Source organism: Affinibrenneria salicis (genome assembly GCF_008710095.1).
Genome location: NZ_VYKJ01000001.1, coordinates 574160 through 593037, shown reverse-complemented (window position 1 = coordinate 593037; position 18878 = coordinate 574160). Strand labels below are relative to the sequence as shown.

Below are 18878 nucleotides of genomic sequence, written 5' to 3'. Positions count from 1 at the left end.
CGCACGCCGCTGGACGGCTCACTCCGCCAGCACCGCTTTGATGGATTTGATAATCGGCTGATAGCCGGTGCAGCGACACAGGTTGCCCTCCAGCGCCACACGGATTTCAGCGTCGTCCGGGCGGGCGTTGGCGTCCAGCAACGCTTTGGCGCTCATCAGCACGCCGGGCGTACAGAAACCGCACTGTACCCCGCCGTGGCGGACGAACGCATTCTGCAGCTTAACGCCTATCGGATCGTGGCGTAACGCTTCGACGGTGGTGATCTCCGCGCCGTGGCACTGCGCGGCCAGCAGCAGACAGGCGCATACCGCCCTGCCGTTCATAATGATCGTGCAGGCGCCGCATTCGCCGACGGAGCAGCCCTCTTTGGTGCCGGTCAGCCCGCGATCCTCGCGCAGAAAATCCAGCAGCCGGGCATTATCGTCCACCGCGGCGCACACCCGAATCCCGTTAATTTTTAGCTCTATCTGATGCATGCTTTACTCCTTACTCTCGCATCCGGCCGCCAGTTCGGCCATCGTCTGGCGAAACATATCGAGATAGACCGGGATTTTATAAACCGCGGACCAACGCCCGCCGATCGCCTGGGTCATCATGTTCTCCAGCACCGCCGCCGCCTGGTCGATCGCCGCCTGCGTCGGCGGGAGGCCGAGCAGCGTCTGTTCCACCGCCGTCAACCGCTGCGGATGGCTGAACAGCGCGCCGTCCACCAGCCGGCACAGGTCAATCCGCCCCTGTTCGTCCAGCCGAAACAGCGCGCTCAGACTCTGCCGGGTGATATTGACCGCATTGCGGCGCCCGAGCTGTAAATAGTGGGTATGCAGCGCGCCGGGCTCCGGCGCCGGCAGGATCACGCGGGTCAGCAACTCGCCGGGCCGGCGCTGAGTGCGATAGGTGCCGGTAATAAATTCCGCCAGCGGCAGGCGGCGGCTGGCGTTCAGTTCGCGCAGCTCCACCTCGGCGCCATAGACAATCAGCGGCGGCACCGAATCGGCGCAGGGCGCCGCGTTGACGATATTGCCGCCCACCGTCGCCCGGTTGCGCAATTGCAGAGAGCCGATGGTGCGGCACGCCTGCACCAGCAGCGGATAGCGCGCCTGCAGCCGCGCATCGGCCACCAGGTCGGTGAAACAGGTCGCGGCGCCGATACTCAGCTCGTCGCCCTGCTGCCGCACGCCCTGCAGCGCCGACAGGCCGGCGATATTCACCAGCCGCACCGGCGTGGTCTTCAGCCGCGCCTGCACCAGCACATCGGTGCCGCCGGCTATCGCCTGCGCCTCGCCCTGCGCCAGCATCGCCAGCGCCTCGTCCAGACTGGCCGGCGACAGCATGCTGAGGGTATTCAGCCTCAGCACCTGTTTATGCTCGCCTGACTGCGCCTGCTGCTCGCTCTGCCGCACCGGTTTCTTCAGGTTGTAGCCCAGCCGCACCTGCTCCAGCGTCAGCGGCAGCGTGCGGTTCCAGCGGCCGAGCGCGAAGCTGACCGCGTTATTAAGCGCCGCGCCGCCCAGTTCCAGCACCGGCTCGCCGATCACCTTCGCGCCGTACGGCCCGGCCTTGTCATGATTCTCCAGCGCGATTACCTTGATCTCCGGCACATCGCGGATGGTGGGCAGCAGGTAGGTGTCGAAATTTTCCGACTTTACTTCGCCCTGTTCGATATTGAAATCTTCCAGCATGCCGTAGCCGATCAGCCCCTGCACCACTCCGCCGTAGACCTGGCCCTCGAAGCCGACCCGGTTGATGACCTTGCCCACGTCGTGCACCGCGGTGATCTCGCGCAGGGTGATCTTGCCGGTGCGGGTATCCACCTCGATGTCGGCCACCTGACAACCGTACACCCAGGTAAAGTACGGGCTGCCGCAGCCCTTTTCTTCATCCCAGTGAATATCGGGCGCCACGTGCCAGCCGTAAGCCGACAGATTGGCCCCGGTGGCCCTGGTCAGCGTCACCACCTGCGGGAAATCGAGGCTGCGCGCCGGATCGTTCAGGTTGAACACCCTGCCGTCGCGCCACGCCAGCTGGTCGATACCGTCGGCGCCCAGTTGCGCCGCCACCGCGTCGGCCATGCGCCGCTTGATTTTGTTGGCGGCGCTCAGGATCGCCTGGCCGCCCATCAGCGTGCCGCGCGAGGCTACGGTGGAACCGCCGTCGGCGATCATCGAGGTGGCCGGCTCGCTGAACATCACCTGCTCCAGCGGCAACCCGAAGGCTTCGGCGGCGATCAGCGACATGACGGTCTGCAACCCCTGGCCGTTTTCCGATACCGAGGTGGAGATATTCACGCTGCCGTCGGCGTTGACCTGGATCAGCGCCGATGAGGCGTCCAGCCCCTCGGCCCCCAGCGAACAGCCGCGGTGGCTGAGCGCCAGTCCGATGCCGTATTTTATCGGTCCGCCCTGCGCGTTCAGCCGGCGGTAGCGTTCGCGTTTGGCAAGAAATTCCGAGCTGTCGGCCGCAGTAAGCAGCGCCTCTTCGGCCGAGACCGTATGTTCGCTAAACACCTGCCCCGCCATGCTGGTATCCCCTTGTTTAAGGATATTGCGCTGGCGCAGTTCGAGCGGCGACAGCCCAAGCGCCGCCGCCACCTCATCCATCAGCGACTCATTGGCCAGGATGACCTGCGGCGCGCCGAAGCCGCGAAACGCCGAAGTGTAGTTATTGTTGGTATAGACGCCGGTCACATCGACCCGCACATTGGGAATACGGTAAGGCCCGGCGGCCTGGACCGAACTGCGCCAGGTAACAAACGGCGTCTGGCCGGCATAGCTGCCGCCATCGGCCAGCACGTCAATCTTGATCGCCTGGATACGCGCCTCGTCATCCAGACCGATCTTATATTTCATTTTGTACGGATGACGTTTGTAACTCTCGCGCATCGACTGTTCGCGGTTATAGGTAAACTTAACCGGCCGGCCGGTGAGCTGACACAACAGAGCCGCGCGGCAGGCCAAATGGTCGATGATATCGTCCTTGCCGCCGAACGATCCGCCCAGCACCGAGCGCTTTACGTTGACCCGCGACTGCGGCAGGCCCAGATATTTCGCCACGAAGCCGCGCACCCGGTGGGCATTCTGCACCGAACCGGCCAGCGACATGATCTGCTCGTTATCGTCGATCCAGGCGATGATCGATTCCGGCTCCAGGTAGGCGTGCTCCTGGTAACCCACCTCATACTCTCGCTCGAAGATATGCGTCGAGGCGGCGAAGCCGGCGTCGATATCGCCCTTCACCGTATGGTGGTGATTGATAATGTTGCTGGCGCTGCCGGGGTGGATCAGACGCGCGTCGGGTTTGATCGCTTCTTCCACGTTGACGATCGGGATAAACGGCGTATAGCGGACGCGAATCAGATCCGCCGCCCGACAGGCCGCCTCATAGCCGGTGGCGGCGATAATGGCGATCACATCGCCGCGAAAAGCGATATTGCGATCCGCCAGCGGCGGGTAGTCGGCAATCACCACGCCGATATGGCTTTCGCCGGGCACATCGCGCGCCGTGGCGATTCTCACCACGCCCGGCACCTGCAGCGCGTCGCTCAGGTCGATATCCTCCACGCTGCCGGCCGCAATATCCGCGTAGCGGCAGACGCCGTACAGCATATTTTTCATGTGAATATCGTCGCCGTAAATCGCGCTGCCTTTCACCTTCGCCAGGCCATCCACGCGCGGCACTTCCTGACCAATTAGCTGTGTTTCCATTAAATTACCTTCTCCAGACCGGGATGCCCGGTCGCGCGACGTTATTCTTCGGCCGGCCGGCGCGTTGCCCGGCCGCCTGGCGCGCGACGGGGATAATTATTTTTTTACCCGCGGACTGCCGTCCGCCAGCAGCGTTTCGCCCTTCAGACGAGTAATAGGCCCATAGGCCTGCGGCTGGCGGTGCAGATCGAAATTAAAGGTGGTGCGCTTATAGATCTGGCAAAAATCCAGATCGCAGTGCGCGATCGCCACTTCGTCGCCTTTGGTGACGCAGCTGGCGACCACTTCGCCGGACGGGGCGATAATGCAGCTGCCGCCGATGTGATCGACGCCTTCTTCCGTCCCCGCCTTAGCGACGCCCACTACCCAGGTGCCGTTCTGGTATGCGCCGGCCTGCATGGAAAGCTGGTTATGGAACAGGGACAGGTCGTCATGCGCCGGCGCCGGCGCGTTATGCACCGGCGTGTTGTAACCAATCAGCACCATCTCCACGCCCTGTAGCCCCATTACGCGGTAGGTTTCGCACCAGCGTCGATCGTTGCAGATCGCCATGCCGAACAGGCCGCCGAACGCCGGGTAGACGGAAAAACGGTCGCCCGGCGTGAAGTAGCGTTTCTCCAGGTGCTGAAAAGCGCGCCACGGTTCGTGCTCGCGGTGGCCGGGCAGATGCACCTTGTGGTACTTGCCGACGATATCGCCGTTTTTATCCACCAGAATCGAGGTGTTATAGCGCCGCCTGACGCCGCCCTCGTCGCTCAGCTCGGCGTACCCGAGGCAGAACCCGATTTGCAATTCCCGCGCCAGTTCAAACAGCGGCAGGGTGTCCTGCCCGGGCATGCTGGCCTCGCACCAGCTGTCCAGCTGCTGCTCATCCTCGATGTACCAACGCGGGAAGAAGGTGGTCAGCGCCAGCTCCGGGTAGACGATCAGATCGGCCCCCAGTTGGCGGGCCTCTCGCATCAGTTTCATTAAACGCGCCACCACCTGCGCGCGCGAATCCTCTCGGTTTACCGGTCCCAACTGGCCGATAGCGACATTGACATAACGAGCCACTTTATCTCTCCCTCATCATTAATCTTTCTGGCGTCAGTCGCGCTGCGCGCGCTGCGCCACCGCACCGAGCAGCACATTCGCGCCGGCGATCAGATCCCCGGCGGCGGTGAATTCTCGGATGTTATGGCTCAGCCCCTCTACGCTGGGAACGAAGATCATCCCGGCCGGACACAGCGCGGCGAGAATCTGCGCATCATGCCCCGCGCCGCTCGGCATGCGGCGCGACGACAGACCCAGCCGGCGCGCCTGCGCCTCCACCAGATCCACCATCTCCGTATCGAACGGCGTGGGTTCGAAACGCGCCAGCATGCGTCGCGTCAGCGTCACCCCTTCCTGCGTCGCCGCCCGGTCGGCGAAGGCCCACAGCCGCTGCTCCGCCTGGCGCAGCACCTCCGCGTCGGTATTGCGCAGATCCACCGTCAACCGCAGAGTATCGGGAATAACATTCACCAGATTCGGCGCGCAGGTAAGGTAACCGACCGTCGCCACCTGATCGCCCCCCAACTCCTGCGCCAGTTCGCGCACGAAGGTGTTAATACGCGCCGCCACATAGCCGGCGTCGTGGCGCAGACGCATCGGCGTGGTGCCGGCATGGTTGGCCACGCCGCCCAGCGTGAACTCGGTCCAGGAAATACCCTGCACGCCCTGCACCACGCCGATGGACAAGCCCTCTTCATCCAGCACCGGCCCCTGCTCGATATGCAGTTCGAAATAGCTGTCCACTTTGTTGGCGCCCACCGGCGCCGGGCCGGCGTAGCCGATCTGACGCAGCGCATCGCCGACGGTCACGCCGTCGATGCCGGTGGTAGCCAGCGCCGTTTCCAGCGCCAGACCGCCCTGGAACACCAGACTGCCCATCATATCGGGCTGAAAACGCGCCCCTTCCTCATTGGTGAAGAAGGCCACCGCCACCGGTCGGCGCAGACGAATTCCCGCGTCGCGCAGCGTGGCGATCACCTCCAGCCCGGACAGCACGCCGTAGTTGCCGTCATAGAGGCCGCCGGTCGCCACCGTGTCGATGTGCGAGCCGATCATCACCGGCGGCGCGTCGATCTGCCCGGCGTAAACGCCGACGACGTTGCCGATGCCGTCGATCGTGACCGTCAGCCCGAGCGCGCGCATACGCGCCAGGGTCCAGTCCCGCCCCTGGCGGTCCTCATCGCTCAGCGCCAGGCGGCACACGCCGCCGCCGGGCAGCGCGCCGAAGGTTCCCAGCTCATGTAATGACGCCATCAGGCGTTCGCCGTTAATCCGCAAATCACTGCTCATGACAGGTTCCTTGTATTCTGTTGTCGCCTCTGGCGGGCATTTCCCCCGTCCTCCGGCGTTAGCGATGGGCCCAGTGCGTCATCCGTTTCTCGACAAAGGCGAAGATTTCGTACATCACGACGCCCATCGCGCCGATAACGATCAAGCCGGCGAACACCAGCGCCATATTCATGGTGGAGCTGGCGGCCATCATCAAATAGCCGATGCCCAGGTTGGAGGCGACGGTTTCCGAAATCACCGAACCGACGAACGCCAGCGTGATCGCCACCTTCAGCGAGGCGAAAAAGTAGGGCAGCGAGCGCGGCAGCCCCACTTTTTTCAGGATATCCATGCGCGAGGCGCCCAGCGAACGCAGCACGTCCTCCATCTCCGGCTCCACCGTCGCCAGGCCGGTGGCCACGTTGACCACAATGGGAAAGAAGGAGATAAGAAACGCGGTGGCGATAGCCGGGACGGTGCCAATGCCGAACCACACCACCAGCACCGGTACGAAGGCCACCTTAGGTATGGAGTTAAACCCGACCAACAGCGGATAAACGGCCTTGTACACCAGGTTGGAGGCGCCGACGGCAATGCCGAGAAACAGACCGAACACCACCGCCAGCACAAAGCCGACCAGCGTGGTATACAGCGTCTGTAGCGAGTGCTCGGCGATCGGCCGCCAGTCGGTCACCAGCGATCGCCAGACGTCGGTCACGGAAGGGAATAAATAGCTGGAGACATTGAAACCGGTAACAATCAGTTGCCAGATCAATCCCAGCAGAATTAACAGCCCCCAGGGGGCGATTTTGATCAGCGTTGATCGCGACATAATGGCGCCCCTTATTACGCTTTGCGCAGTGAAGAGATGTGCTCGCGCAGTTCCAGCACATAACGGGAAAAAGGATCGGTATAGGTCACCTGCAAATCGCGCGGGCGCGGCAGTTCGATCTCCCGGCGTGCGATAATCTGGCCCGGACGGGCGCTCATGACATAGACGGTATCCGCCAGGAACACCGCCTCGCGCAGATCGTGCGTCACCAGCACCACGGTAAAGGGCGACTCCTGCCACAGATCGCGCACCATGCACCAAAGCTCTTCGCGCGTGAAGGCGTCCAGCGCGCCGAAGGGCTCATCCAGCATCAGCAGGCGGGGTTTGTGGATCAGCGCCCGGCAGATGGAAGCGCGCTGCTGCATCCCGCCGGACAGCTCCCAGGGATATTTATCCTCGCAGCCTTCCAGCCCGACCCGTTTTAATAACGCGCGGGCCTGCTGCTGATACGTTTTGTAGTTGGCGCGCAGCGTGGAACGATACGGCTCCACGATTTCCATCGGCAGCATGACGTTGTCGAGCGTGGTCCGCCAGGGTAACAAATTAGACGCCTGAAACGCCATGCCGATGCATTTCTGCGGTCCGACGACCTCGCGTTTATTGACAAAGACGTATCCCTCCGTCGGCGCAATCAAGCCCGAGGTCAATTTCATAAACGTCGATTTACCGCAGCCGGACGGACCAACCAGCGCCACGAACTCATTTTCCCTGATGCTGAAGTTCACATCTTTGATGGCCAGTTGATCGCTGTTGTTGTACGCCAGGCTGACGTTCTCAAATTTCACGAAACTCATTTGTTACCACCTGAAATCATGCTGTGTGACGGGGGTTATTGAACGTCCCGGTCTGCACGCGCCGGCAACAGCGCATCGGTAAATAATGTACTGGCGTCGGGCGTGTTCTTCAGACCGAACGCGCTGACCACCTCGGTAACGGAATTCTTCATCCGCGCCGGATCGACAGCGCCCAGACCGAGTTTTTTACTTTCCGGCGTGACGATCAGCATGTCCCGCGCCATCTGCAGGCGACGCGTTTCCAGCGGCGCATTGATCAGCGAGTCGCGCGCCTTGACGTACTGCACCGCGGCGCTCGGATCGGCGATAGTCTCCTGCACCGCTTTATTGAACGCGCGCAAAAAGGCCTGAATAACCTCGGGATGATTTTCCAGCATGTTTTTGCTGGCGATAATGGTGTTGCCGTACAGATCCACGCCGTATTGCGAATAGGGGAAAATCACCAGATCGTCGGCCTTGATGCCGCGCGCCTCCAGGTTCAACAAGTTGGTGAAATAGAAGCCGGAGATGGCGTCCACATTCTTACGCGCCAGCAAATTGTCGGTGACGGTGGGATCGGCGGACTGCCAGGTGACCGCATCCTTATTGAGCCCCACTTTTTTGGCGAAGGCCGGCCAGGACTTGCGGGCGGCGTCGAACACCGGCGCGGCGATGGTTTTACCCTGCAGATCCGTCGGTTTGGCGATCCCCGAGCTCTTCAGCGTAAACACCGCGCCCGGCGTCACGTTGTACAGCATATAGACGCCTTTGATGCCGGTTCCAGGATGCTGCGACTCCTGCTCGATCAGCGAGTTGAAATCGGCAAAGGCCATATCATAGGCGCCGGTGGCCACCCGGGTTACCGCGCCGGCCGACCCGTTGCCGGAGTCGATCTGCACATCCAGCCCTTCCTGAACGAAATAGTTCTTCGCTTTGGCCATCAAAAACGGCGCCGAAGGCCCCTCAAAGCGCCAGTCCATCGAAAATTTCACTTTGACCGGGTCAGCGGCCTGGGCCTGAGACGCCAGTACAGACAGCGACAACAGAACCGTACAGCCTAATTTATGCATCGTCGAAAACGCGGGAGTTAACATCGCTGATTTCCTCAAATAAAGGGTGGATTACGCATTGTGTGTGTCGGTGTTAAAAACGGTTGCTGGTATCCTCATGCGGCAGCGGCACGGGCTGATACAGGTCGTCGATCTGCTGATGGATATCCTCCATGCGTTGCATACGCTGACTGGCCTTTTCAGGAGATTTCGCCACCAGCTCATTGCCGAGAAAATTGACCATGCTGATGGCGGCGGTATAGGAGTCGAAGATGGCGCTGCCGCTGGCGGCGCAGGGAATGACGATATCCGCCAACGCGTCGATATCCGACACCAGGCTGTTGCTCAGAATAATCACCCGCGCCCGGTAGGTTTTCGCCACCTGCACCAGGTAAGACAGCAGGCGGATCTGACGCGGGAAATCCACCACGAACAGCACGTCCTGCGGCTGGATATCGGCCAGCACATCGGCGAATTTGGCGGCGGGATCGTTGACCAGCTGCACATCGGACAGCGCGTGGGAAAACAGCGCCTGAGCGTAAAACGCGGTGGCGTAGCTATTGCGAAAACCGATAACCCAGACGCGCCGCGCGCCGCTCAGCAGATTCACCGCCCGCTCCAGCTCCGCCGGCATACTGTTCCGGTGCATAACGGAAAGATTTTCCCGCTCGCGTTCAACGTGCACCTCCAGCCGCTCGCGCAGAGTCTTCGGCCGCTGCGGATGCTGTTCCAGGTTGCTGAGCGGCGAGCCGCCCACCGGCTCAATGCCGCGGCATTTGGTGCGGAACTGATTGAAATCCTCAAAACCGAGACGGCGAAACACGCGCGCGGCCGTGGATTTCGATACGCCGGCCAGCCCGGCCAGTTCCGTGGCGCTGTAACTGGCCAGATGGTGCTGATGGGCAAGAATGACATCCACCAGTTTCTTTTCGGCGGGAGACAGCGCGCTATAGACTCGCCGAATAATGGTCTGTAATTCGGCCAGCATGGCGTTCTTTTCTTCTGCTATCGGCGATAGGCTATTCATCATGGCTCCCGCGGCGACGCGCCCTATGGCACATATGTTTTATAAAAAAACAAAATAAGAAATAGTTGTGCCAAAAGAAAAGCAAACCGCGCGCCAACACCATAAAAAAACAAAAAAAATTATCTAATTGATTGAAATAAAATAATTAATAATGAAATGAAGTCGATTAAGCCATACAGGACAACCGCCGACGCGGCAGAGAAAAACGTACAGTCTGGTGCAGCAGAAGGCGGGAGTGCACCAAAATAAGACGCGCCGCAGATGGCTGGCGCAGGATAGAGTTACCCGACCGCTTTCACATCGATTTACCGGTGATTTCCCCGCCGGCGGGCGCCGGTAAAGGGAGAGAACGAAAGGACGATACCTGTCGGCGGCTACCTCCGCGGGCCCCCCGGAGACCCAATGCGGCAAACCGCCGCATCCGGCCACGGCGCGATGTTGAGCAGCCATGGAGAGATGCGGCGGTCTGAATGCGAATGCGGCAAAAGGCCTACTCCGGCAGACCGCTGGCGCGCGCTGCCGTCGGATTATTCAGCCGGTTTGGGCGGCTTGCCGTCGTGTTTGTCCGGATGAGGCTGCGCCAGGCGTTTTTCGAAGTTGGCGTTGTACTGCGTTTTCTGTTCCGGCGTCAGAATATTGTAAATCTTACTCTGCGCTTCAAGATGCGCCAGCGTGCGCGCTTTGTTCGCTTCTTCCATCTTCGTCACCAGCGTCTCGGCCTGAGCCCGATCGAAGGTGCCGGCGGTAATCAACTGATGCAGCGCCCGACGATCTTCCGGCGAAGGCATGCGCGGCTCTTTACGCGAGTCCTGCATAATCTGGCGAATCTGCTGTTTCTGCGCATCCGTCAGATTCAAATTCTTAAACATCATGTCGCCGCGCGGACCGTGCTTCATCATACCCTGAGTACGCCCCTCCGGGGCTTTGCCCGCATCGGCGGGTTCGGCGTGGGCCAGACCTGCGGCGCCCAGCGCCAGCGTGGTAGCGACAAACATTGCGGTCAATTTACGCATATTCAAATCCTCACATAGGGTTGTTCATTAGCGAACGATGTCGCCCTGACGCCATGAAGTCTACGCCATCGAACTTCAGGTAATTAGAGCGACGGTAAATAACTGAAAGGATGGCAGCGAATTTTGCACCAAATATGAAGAAATCGAGGATATCTGGTAAGAAAATGACAATATTGCGTTAAAACACGCGGCGACAGTAACCGCTCAGGCTGATCGCCTGAGAAGGTACGGTACATCAGGGCAGAGAGCGCGCGAACGCCGAGGCGTCTTTAGCCAATGCATCGACATAGGCATTGATAACCTTTATTTTTTGCATCAGCGGATTACGCTCTGGCGAGGCGTCAACCATATTAAGCTGGTTCACCAACTGGTTAATCCGGGCGCTGAGCTCATGTTCCCGCTGCTGCGACTGCGCCAGCTGCTGTTGCAACGCCTGATAATCCTGCCGCCAGGTTTGCTGCTGTTGCTGAAGGGTGCGCTCTAAATCGAGTAACGCGCCGTTCAGCCGGGTCTCCAGTTCTTCTAGCCTCATACAGATTCCTTCGCTTAATTATCCAGCGAATTATAATGACAGCGCGCCCATACAACAAACAATCCGAACCCTGCCTGTTCCGGCCGACGCATTTTCGCGCCAGGCCGGCCGGGCGCGACCGCCCCGTTTTAGTATCGATAAAGCGGCGAATCGCCCCGTCATCTTATTTCCGCGATCGGCCGCAGCGCCGTGCGCGTTCAGACCGCCTGACGCGTTATCGAGCGCACCGAACGCAGCACCACGAATTTACTGTTGCTGGCCAGCACCTCGCAGTTGCCGAACAGACGCTTCAGCTTGTGAAAATAGTCCAGATGGCGGTTGCCGACAATACGCAGCTCGCCGCCCGAGACCAGGCAACGGCGCGCGTCATGAAACATCTGCCAGGCGATCTGGTCGGTGATGGCCTGCTGCTGATGGAACGGCGGATTGCACAGGACGGCCTGCAGACTCTCGCGCTTCACCCGGGTCAAGGTGTCATTGACGCGGAATTCGCAGCGCGCCATATCCTGCGGTCGGTTGTGCTCTACGTTAATGCGGCTGGACTCAACGGCCATGTATGACTCGTCGCAAAACAGCAGGCTGGCATCCGGGTTGCGCTCGAGCGCCGTCAGCCCCACCACGCCGTTGCCGCAGCCCAAATCGACCATACTGCCCGCCAGATCGCGCGGCAAATGCTGCATAAAGAAGCGGGCGCCGATATCCAGCCCGCCGCGGGAAAAGACGTTGGGTAAATTCTGGATCAGATAATCGCTTTTATCCAGCGTCCAGCCGACCAGCGGATTGTAGTCCGGCCGGGCCGGCGGCGCGACTTCGCAGTGAATCAGACGCGCCTTCTTCCATGCCAGCGAGGTGCGGGTCGGCCCGATAATTTGTTCGAATAGCTGCAGCGTCGAGGTGTGAACGTCACGCGTTTTCGCGGCGGCAACCACCTGCGTTTGCGGGCCGACGACCGCCCGCAGGGCATGCAGCTGATATTCCAGCAGCGCCAGCGTACGCGGCAGCTTAATGATCACCAGCGCCGGCGCGGCGGGTAAATCAGCCAGACTATCAAGCAACGTCGCCGCGTCGGGCGCGTAATGGTTCAGCGCCAGATTGTGGCGCGTCGCCAGTTGACTTAACAACGAGTCGCTGACGCAGAACGGATGCCGCGACTGCAGAGCGCAAGCCAGCGCCCCGAAGGCGTCGTTAAAGATCAGTACCGGACCGGCGGCGGAGGGAGCGGATTCCAGCTCTCGCAGGATATACTCATCGGCAGCGTCCCATGCCTGTAGCGTGGCGTCGTTACTCTGCTGCGGAAAACGCTCCAGCGTCAGCCCGCTATATTCCCATGTTGCCTGGTTCATCACTGCTCCTGAATCGTAAAAATTGCGCTGTTTATCGCTTAAAAGCGGGCCGCAGTAAATGCTTTTTCGCACCGACCGCGGCAATTGCCGCCGAAAATGGCGACGACGACGGCATTGTCTTGTCGTATCGGCATGCTAATCTGGTGCTCTCTTTTTCGTCAGCAGGATAGCAGCCATATGATCCGCTTCGCGATTATAGGTACTAACTGGATAACCCGTCAGTTTGTCGATGCCGCCCATGAGAGCGGGAAAATGAAACTGACGGCGGTCTACTCTCGTACGCTGGAACAGGCCCGGAGCTGGCAGGCCGATTATCCGGTGGAGCATCTGTTTATCTCTCTGGAGCAGATGGCGAAATCACCGGCCATCGACGCCGTCTATATCGCCAGCCCCAACGCTCTGCACTGTGAACAAACGCTGCTGTTCCTGCGCCACGGCAAACATGTGATCTGCGAAAAACCGTTGGCCTCGAACCAGCGTGAAGCCGAACGCATGATCGACTGCGCGCGTGAGCAGCGGGTCGTGCTGTTTGAAGCATTCAAAACCGCCAGCCTGCCCAACTTCACCGCGCTGCGCCAGGCGCTGCCCAGAATCGGCCGGCTGCGTAAAGCGCTGTTCAACTATTGTCAGTATTCTTCGCGTTACCCGCGCTACCTGGCCGGCGAGGTCCCCAATACCTTTAATCCGGCATTTTCAAACGGCTCGATCATGGATATCGGCTATTACTGTCTGGCCAGCGCCGTCGCGTTGTGGGGCGCGCCGCACGCGCTGCAGGCCAGCGCGGCGCTGCTGAAAAGCGGCGTCGACGCGCACGGCAGCGTCATTCTCAATTACCGCGATTTTGACGTAACGCTGCTGCATTCGAAGGTGAGCCACTCCGCGATCGCCAGCGAAATCCAGGGCGAAGAAGGCACGCTGGTCATCGATAAGATCGCAGAATGCCAGCGCATCCAGTTTTTCAGCCTTGACGGCAAGCGCCAGGATCTGAGCCTGCCGCAGCATATTAACGCCATGCTGTATGAAGCGGAAATCTTTGCCGGACTGGTCGACAGCGGCAGCGTCGAACACCCGGGGCTGGCGACGTCGCTGGACGTGGCGCGCCTGCTGACCGAGATTCGCCGGCAGACCGGCGTGATTTTCCCGGCGGACGCGGCGCAGTAACCACTGCGCCCGCCCGGCGATATTGCCGCCTGCCGGACGCCGACTCCCCCCCTGCGCGGCCCGACTATTCCGTCGCCGCCTGCGCGTTGTTACGTCATTCCGGCGCACAAACACGTAATGCCGCGTCTCATCCCTGAATGCTGAAAAAACATCGGGATAAGTCTGCGGCCGGGCGCAGGCAACGCGGCAAAATCGGCGGGTTCGCCCGCTAACGGCAGCCAGGGCGCCCAAACGGAACTTTTTCGCATTTTCGCGGGCTACGCCACAAAACATAATGAAAAAAAATAACGCCGCTTTTCATGTTAACCATTTTCCCTATACTGACTCGCGCAAACACACCTGGTTACAGGTTGTAAAACATTTTGGCATTTTGTTCTGCCGGAATGCGCGGCCTGAACAACATCACCCCAATCGATTTCAGGACGCCGCCAGCCCGCGCGCATCGCCGGTCGTTTACTCCGGTAAATAACCTGGGGGACCAGACGGCCGGGCGCGCGGTTAAGCGCGGCTTACAGGGACGAAGCCGGGACAGTTCCGGTAATAAGGCGCCCCTGCAGCCTGAAAAATGAACGGGATAACAACAATGCGGGAACGGTAACACCGTTAATATTATGGCTGACAAACACGCTCGTTTTTTCCATTACTTCATGCGCGCCAGTCTGGTGAAACAGATCCTGGTCGGGCTGGCCGCCGGCATCGCGCTGGCCGCCGTATCCACTCAGGCGGCCGTCGCCGTCGGCCTGCTGGGCACATTGTTCGTCGGCGCCCTGAAAGCCGTGGCGCCGGTGCTGGTGTTAATGCTGGTGATGGCCTCGATCGCCGGCCACCAGCAGGGACAAAAAACCAATATCCGTCCGATTTTGGTGCTGTATCTAATCGGCACCTTTTCCGCCGCGCTTGTCGCGGTAAGCATCAGCTTCCTCTTCCCCTCAACCCTGGTGCTGAATGCCCAGGCGGCGGATGTCGTACCGCCCTCCGGCATTGTGGCGGTCCTGCGGGGTCTGCTGGTTAGCATCATCGCCAACCCGATCGACGCCCTGCTGCACGCCAACTATATCGGCATTCTGGTCTGGGCGGTCGGTTTTGGCATCGCGCTGCGCCACGGTTCGCAAACGACCCGCCAGATGGTTTGCGACCTGTCGGATGCCGTCACCTTCATCGTGCGCGTGGTGATCCGTTTCGCGCCAGTGGGGATCTTCGGACTGGTCGCCTCCACGCTGGCGGAAACCGGCTTCGGCGCGCTGTGGAGCTACGCACATCTGCTCATGGTGCTGATCGGCGGCATGGCGTTGGTCGCCTTCGGCATCAATCCTCTGATCGTCTTCTGGAAGATCCGCCGTAATCCGTATCCGCTGGTATTAACCTGTCTGCGTGAAAGCGGCGTGACCGCATTCTTTACCCGCAGTTCGGCGGCCAACATTCCGGTCAATATGGAGCTGTGCCGCAAACTAAATCTGGATGAGGATACCTGGTCGGTCGCCATCCCGCTCGGCGCCACCATCAACATGGCAGGGGCCGCCATTACCATCACCGTCCTGACGCTGGCCGCCGCGCATACGCTGGATATTCATGTCGATCTGCCGACCGCGCTGCTGCTGAGCGTGGTGGCCTCGCTGTGCGCCTGCGGCGCTTCCGGCGTCGCCGGCGGGTCGCTGCTGTTAATTCCGCTGGCCTGCAGCATGTTCGGTATTTCCAACGATGTGGCCATGCAGGTGGTTGCGGTCGGCTTTATTATCGGCGTGCTGCAGGACTCGGCGGAGACGGCGGTTAACTCCTCCACCGATGTGATGTTTATTGCCGCCGTATGCGAAGCCGAAGACGCCAGACTGGCGGAAAAAGAACGTTTAAACCCGCTTTAAGCCGGGCCGGGCGCGGCGGACCGCCGCCGCGCTCTTGCGATGCGTTCAGCCGCCCTCTTTCCGCCCGCTAAACATTATTGCGTATATACTTACACGGGGTCGCCCGGCCGACGGCGAAACCAACGCGACAAGCGCCAGACAAGACGGCGCCGCGTGTCGCCGACGGCATCGATCAGCGCGCATCCGCCGCGCGCCAATAAAATCAGGGCTAAAATCCCTGCCGCCGCCGCGATTAAGCTTCAGAAAATCTATGCTTGTGTCAAATAATGTAAAAAAGGCGGTAAAAATAGGCTTATACTCAATAAAACACGCGAAATCACGATTTCTGCTGTTATATTTATCTACCCCGACCCGGTCAAGGTTGTTACAACTTGATCACTTTAGTTACGCTTAATCAGCCAGTTAAGGCATAAAAAGCCTCCGTGGGGCGCTGCCGGACGCATTGTCCTGCAAGACTGGCTGATTTTACGATGACCGGAGCGCTATCGTATCGCCACGGGAAGCACGTAATACCGCCGTATTAGGAACAACCGTATGGATATCATCAAAGAACTCTTACACGCGCTCTGGAATCAGGATTTCGAGACGCTGGCCGATCCCACGCTGGTCTGGACCATCTATCTGCTGCTATTTATGATTCTGTTCCTGGAAAACGGCTTATTGCCCGCCGCGTTTCTGCCCGGCGATAGTTTGCTGATTCTGGTTGGCGTGCTGGTGGCGAAAGGCACGATGAATTTTCCCCTTACCATTGTTTTACTGACCACCGCCGCCAGTCTCGGCTGCTGGGTGAGTTATATCCAGGGGCGATGGCTCGGCAATACCAGCACCGTGCAAAGCTGGCTTTCCCACCTGCCGGCCCACTACCACCAGCGCGCGCACAACCTGTTCCATCGCCATGGTCTTTCCGCGCTGCTGATTGGGCGCTTTCTGGCGTTTATCCGCACGCTGCTGCCCACCATCGCCGGTCTGTCCGGCTTGAACAACGCCCGCTTTCAGTTTTTTAACTGGATGAGCGCGCTGCTGTGGGTGCTGATTCTGGTTTCGCTCGGCTTCGCGCTGGGGAAAACGCCGATATTCCGACGTTATGAAGACGAACTGATGTTTTTTCTGATGATGCTGCCGCTGGCGCTGCTGTTCATCGGACTGTTCGGTTCACTGATAATCCTTTGGCGTAAAAAACGCGCCGCCAGCGCAAATCGTGGAAATTAACCCATGATACATCGCTGGTTCAGCCCTAAAATGGCCGGACGCCTGCTGTTGGCCCTTCTGTCGGTTTTCGCGCTGCTGCAGATACCGCGACTGACGCAGGAAGAGACTATTCTGCATCTATGCCCTCTGAGTCAGGGCGCGGCGCTGCCGGATGGCTTTTACGTCTGGCAGCAGCTCAACGACCACGGTATCGGCATTAAAAGCATTACGCCGGCCAGCGACAGCCTGATCGTCCATCTGACGTCGCCGGAACAGAGCGCGGCCGCCCGGGAAGTGTTGCTGACGGCGCTGCCGCACATCAACGTCATCAGCCAGAAAGTCGCCGCGCCGCTGCCTCTGTCCGGTCTGCCTAAACCCGGCTGAAACGCTGCACGGCGCGGGGACGCTCCGTCCACGCGGCCGTACGCATCCAGACACAATCAATCACGGACACACGCCTTATGAAATTATCTTATTTTGCTGTTTCGGTTCTGCTGAGTACGCTGTCCTGCGGCGCGTTTGCCGCGTCGAACGCCGCATCGGGCGGCTGCGCAGCCAAAGAGCGGGATATTCAGCAGCAGCTTGAGCAGGCTCGTCAGCACCATAATCAACCAAAAGTCCAGGGACTGGAGCGCGCGCTGAGCGAGCAACGGGCAAACTGCAACGACGAACAACTGGCGCAAAAACGCCGGCAGGCGTTACAGGAAAAACGCGCGGAAGTAGCGGAACGCCAGCAAGAACTGCGGCAGAGTCAGCAGAAAGGCGACGCGGATAAAATTATCAAGCGGGAGAAAAAACTGGCCGAGGCGCAACAGGCGCTGCGCGAGCTGGAAGCACAATAGCGTTGCCCATCATAAATAGCGGCGTTCAGGCTTTTTATCCTGTAAAACATCGGTATAACAGCGAATTTCCGGAATAATCTTGCAGTAACAGTCAGGCAAGCATGGAAAAAACCGCTATAGTTAATATTCCAGAATGCTCACGAATGGAGTTATCGATATGGCAAAAGATCCAAATGCAGAACATTTACGCGCCGAACTAAAATCTCTGGCGGATACGCTGGAAGAAGTGTTAAGCAGCTCCAGCGATAAATCTAAAGCCGAACTGGACAAATTGCGCAGTAAAGCGGAAAGCGCGCTAAAAGAAACGCGTTCGCGCCTGAGCGATACGGGCGAACGCCTCGCCAGCCACACCAAAGAAGTGGCCGGTCGCGCGGACGAATATGTGCGTGAAAATCCGTGGACCGGGGTCGGTATCGGCGCCGCAGTGGGCGTGGTGCTGGGTATCTTGCTTTCCCGCCGTTAATATCGGCCTTCATTTGACGACAGTTTCCTTATGACCGATCAACAACGACAAGGCCCCGGAAGCGGGGCCGCGGGTATTGTTCACCGCGTCTTCACCCTGGTGGTGGGCATGGTGGAAACCCGCCTGCGCCTGGCGGTGCTTGAGCTGGAAGAAGAAAAGGCCAACCTGATTCAGCTGTTGATGATGGCGGGCCTGACGCTATTATTCGCCGCGTTCGGTTTGATGAGTCTGTTTGCGCTGGCTATCTGGGGCATCGATCCCCAGTACCGGTTTATCGCGCTGACCAGCATCACCGCCGTTCTGCTCGGTCTGGCGCTGATCATCGGCATCTGGACGCTGGTCAAAGTGCGGCGTTCAACGCTGCTGAGCGCCACGCGTAAAGAGCTGAAAGCCGATCGCGACCTGCTGGAGGAGGACGATGAATGAGCCGAACACAGCGGGAACGCGATAAGGCGCGACTGCTGCGCCACATCCAGCAGCAAAGACTCGATTTGAGCGCCAGCAAAAAGCAATGGCTGGAAACGACGGAGACCTGCGACCGTTATTTTGGCGGCCTGCTCGGCTTGCGCAAATACCTGCTGGCCGGCGCAGGCGTCATGGCGGTCTACGGCCTGCGCCACCCCGGCAAACTGGTCCTGTGGACGCGCCGCGCCATCGGCGCCTGGGGCACCATCAAATTTCTGCGTAAGGCCCTGCAGCGCTAATTTTTCGCCGCCGTGCGCCGATTCCGGCCGCGGCGACCGTCTGCCAACTCGCCACTCGTCAATTTTTCTGATAAAAAGCAACAGTTTTA

Annotated in this window: 19 protein-coding genes; 8 read left to right on the top strand and 11 right to left on the bottom strand. The window is 59.8% G+C overall.

The features are described from left to right. Positions 1-18: 18 nt before the first annotated feature. From FJU30_RS02645 to rlmG, 11 genes are all read right to left on the bottom strand, one after another. Positions 19-477, bottom strand: a complete 459-nt coding sequence (locus tag FJU30_RS02645; RefSeq protein WP_150433780.1) for a (2Fe-2S)-binding protein — start codon at positions 475-477, stop codon at positions 19-21. Positions 478-480: 3 nt separating this feature from the next. Continuing rightward, positions 481-3702, bottom strand: coding sequence for a molybdopterin cofactor-binding domain-containing protein (locus FJU30_RS02640; RefSeq protein ID WP_150433781.1), 3222 nt, complete (start codon positions 3700-3702; stop codon positions 481-483). A 96-nt stretch (positions 3703-3798) separates the two neighbouring features. Continuing rightward, positions 3799-4755, bottom strand: coding sequence for an N-carbamoyl-D-amino-acid hydrolase (locus FJU30_RS02635; RefSeq protein WP_150433782.1), 957 nt, complete (start codon positions 4753-4755; stop codon positions 3799-3801). Positions 4756-4788: 33 nt separating this feature from the next. Then, positions 4789-6024: a Zn-dependent hydrolase gene (locus tag FJU30_RS02630; protein WP_150433783.1), complete on the bottom strand. Its 1236-nt coding sequence runs from the start codon at positions 6022-6024 to the stop codon at positions 4789-4791. Between the two features lie 58 nt (positions 6025-6082). Next, entirely contained in the window at positions 6083-6835 is a 753-nt protein-coding gene (locus FJU30_RS02625; RefSeq protein WP_150433784.1) for an ABC transporter permease, read from the bottom strand. Positions 6836-6849: 14 nt separating this feature from the next. Beyond that, positions 6850-7629 (bottom strand): ABC transporter ATP-binding protein, encoded by a 780-nt coding sequence (locus tag FJU30_RS02620; protein WP_150433785.1) that lies wholly within the window; start codon positions 7627-7629, stop codon positions 6850-6852. Positions 7630-7664: 35 nt separating this feature from the next. Continuing rightward, on the bottom strand, positions 7665-8702 hold the full coding sequence (locus FJU30_RS02615) for an ABC transporter substrate-binding protein (protein ID WP_150433786.1): 1038 nt from the start codon (positions 8700-8702) through the stop codon (positions 7665-7667). A 49-nt stretch (positions 8703-8751) separates the two neighbouring features. Further along, entirely contained in the window at positions 8752-9687 is a 936-nt protein-coding gene (locus FJU30_RS02610; protein WP_150433787.1) for a MurR/RpiR family transcriptional regulator, read from the bottom strand. 524 nt (positions 9688-10211) lie between these two features. Then, positions 10212-10697, bottom strand: a complete 486-nt coding sequence (spy, locus tag FJU30_RS02605; protein WP_150433788.1) for an ATP-independent periplasmic protein-refolding chaperone Spy — start codon at positions 10695-10697, stop codon at positions 10212-10214. 235 nt (positions 10698-10932) lie between these two features. Continuing rightward, positions 10933-11229, bottom strand: coding sequence for a hypothetical protein (locus FJU30_RS02600; protein WP_150433789.1), 297 nt, complete (start codon positions 11227-11229; stop codon positions 10933-10935). A 197-nt stretch (positions 11230-11426) separates the two neighbouring features. Further along, positions 11427-12572: a 23S rRNA (guanine(1835)-N(2))-methyltransferase RlmG gene (rlmG, locus tag FJU30_RS02595; RefSeq protein ID WP_150433790.1), complete on the bottom strand. Its 1146-nt coding sequence runs from the start codon at positions 12570-12572 to the stop codon at positions 11427-11429. Between the two features lie 177 nt (positions 12573-12749). Between rlmG and FJU30_RS02590 the strand changes: the two genes are divergently transcribed. From FJU30_RS02590 to FJU30_RS02555, 8 genes are all read left to right on the top strand, one after another. Then, positions 12750-13733: a Gfo/Idh/MocA family protein gene (locus FJU30_RS02590; RefSeq protein WP_150433854.1), complete on the top strand. Its 984-nt coding sequence runs from the start codon at positions 12750-12752 to the stop codon at positions 13731-13733. 611 nt (positions 13734-14344) lie between these two features. After that, positions 14345-15592: a serine/threonine transporter SstT gene (gene sstT / locus FJU30_RS02585; RefSeq protein ID WP_150433791.1), complete on the top strand. Its 1248-nt coding sequence runs from the start codon at positions 14345-14347 to the stop codon at positions 15590-15592. 534 nt (positions 15593-16126) lie between these two features. Continuing rightward, the gene (locus FJU30_RS02580; protein WP_150433792.1) at positions 16127-16801 is read left to right on the top strand and encodes a DedA family protein; all 675 of its coding nucleotides are present in this window, start codon (positions 16127-16129) and stop codon (positions 16799-16801) included. Positions 16802-16804: 3 nt separating this feature from the next. Continuing rightward, positions 16805-17164, top strand: coding sequence for an EnvZ/OmpR regulon moderator MzrA (mzrA, locus tag FJU30_RS02575; protein WP_150433793.1), 360 nt, complete (start codon positions 16805-16807; stop codon positions 17162-17164). Between the two features lie 77 nt (positions 17165-17241). Beyond that, complete coding sequence (locus FJU30_RS02570; protein ID WP_150433794.1) at positions 17242-17622, top strand: DUF1090 domain-containing protein; 381 nt, start codon at positions 17242-17244, stop codon at positions 17620-17622. Positions 17623-17779: 157 nt separating this feature from the next. Continuing rightward, on the top strand, positions 17780-18085 hold the full coding sequence (locus tag FJU30_RS02565) for a DUF883 family protein (RefSeq protein WP_150433795.1): 306 nt from the start codon (positions 17780-17782) through the stop codon (positions 18083-18085). Between the two features lie 30 nt (positions 18086-18115). Next, the gene (locus FJU30_RS02560) at positions 18116-18511 is read left to right on the top strand and encodes a phage holin family protein (protein WP_150433796.1); all 396 of its coding nucleotides are present in this window, start codon (positions 18116-18118) and stop codon (positions 18509-18511) included. Then, complete coding sequence (locus tag FJU30_RS02555; RefSeq protein WP_150433797.1) at positions 18508-18789, top strand: YqjK-like family protein; 282 nt, start codon at positions 18508-18510, stop codon at positions 18787-18789. The genes FJU30_RS02560 and FJU30_RS02555 overlap by 4 nt, the downstream gene beginning before the upstream one ends. The last annotated feature ends 89 nt before the right edge of the window (positions 18790-18878 follow it).

Bases quoted from the DNA above. Each gene is read 5' to 3' on its own strand.
- FJU30_RS02645 (WP_150433780.1), bottom strand. From the start codon at position 477: ATGCATCAGATAGAGCTAAAAATTAACGGGATTCGGGTGTGCGCCGCG.
- FJU30_RS02640 (WP_150433781.1), bottom strand. From the start codon at position 3,702: ATGGAAACACAGCTAATTGGTCAGGAAGTGCCGCGCGTGGATGGCCTG.
- FJU30_RS02630 (WP_150433783.1), bottom strand. From the start codon at position 6,024: ATGAGCAGTGATTTGCGGATTAACGGCGAACGCCTGATGGCGTCATTA.
- FJU30_RS02625 (WP_150433784.1), bottom strand. From the start codon at position 6,835: ATGTCGCGATCAACGCTGATCAAAATCGCCCCCTGGGGGCTGTTAATT.
- FJU30_RS02620 (WP_150433785.1), bottom strand. From the start codon at position 7,629: ATGAGTTTCGTGAAATTTGAGAACGTCAGCCTGGCGTACAACAACAGC.
- FJU30_RS02615 (WP_150433786.1), bottom strand. From the start codon at position 8,702: ATGTTAACTCCCGCGTTTTCGACGATGCATAAATTAGGCTGTACGGTT.
- FJU30_RS02610 (WP_150433787.1), bottom strand. From the start codon at position 9,687: ATGATGAATAGCCTATCGCCGATAGCAGAAGAAAAGAACGCCATGCTG.
- spy (WP_150433788.1), bottom strand. From the start codon at position 10,697: ATGCGTAAATTGACCGCAATGTTTGTCGCTACCACGCTGGCGCTGGGC.
- FJU30_RS02600 (WP_150433789.1), bottom strand. From the start codon at position 11,229: ATGAGGCTAGAAGAACTGGAGACCCGGCTGAACGGCGCGTTACTCGAT.
- rlmG (WP_150433790.1), bottom strand. From the start codon at position 12,572: ATGAACCAGGCAACATGGGAATATAGCGGGCTGACGCTGGAGCGTTTT.
- FJU30_RS02590 (WP_150433854.1), top strand. From the start codon at position 12,750: ATGATCCGCTTCGCGATTATAGGTACTAACTGGATAACCCGTCAGTTT.
- sstT (WP_150433791.1), top strand. From the start codon at position 14,345: ATGGCTGACAAACACGCTCGTTTTTTCCATTACTTCATGCGCGCCAGT.
- FJU30_RS02580 (WP_150433792.1), top strand. From the start codon at position 16,127: ATGGATATCATCAAAGAACTCTTACACGCGCTCTGGAATCAGGATTTC.
- mzrA (WP_150433793.1), top strand. From the start codon at position 16,805: ATGATACATCGCTGGTTCAGCCCTAAAATGGCCGGACGCCTGCTGTTG.
- FJU30_RS02570 (WP_150433794.1), top strand. From the start codon at position 17,242: ATGAAATTATCTTATTTTGCTGTTTCGGTTCTGCTGAGTACGCTGTCC.
- FJU30_RS02565 (WP_150433795.1), top strand. From the start codon at position 17,780: ATGGCAAAAGATCCAAATGCAGAACATTTACGCGCCGAACTAAAATCT.
- FJU30_RS02560 (WP_150433796.1), top strand. From the start codon at position 18,116: ATGACCGATCAACAACGACAAGGCCCCGGAAGCGGGGCCGCGGGTATT.
- FJU30_RS02555 (WP_150433797.1), top strand. From the start codon at position 18,508: ATGAGCCGAACACAGCGGGAACGCGATAAGGCGCGACTGCTGCGCCAC.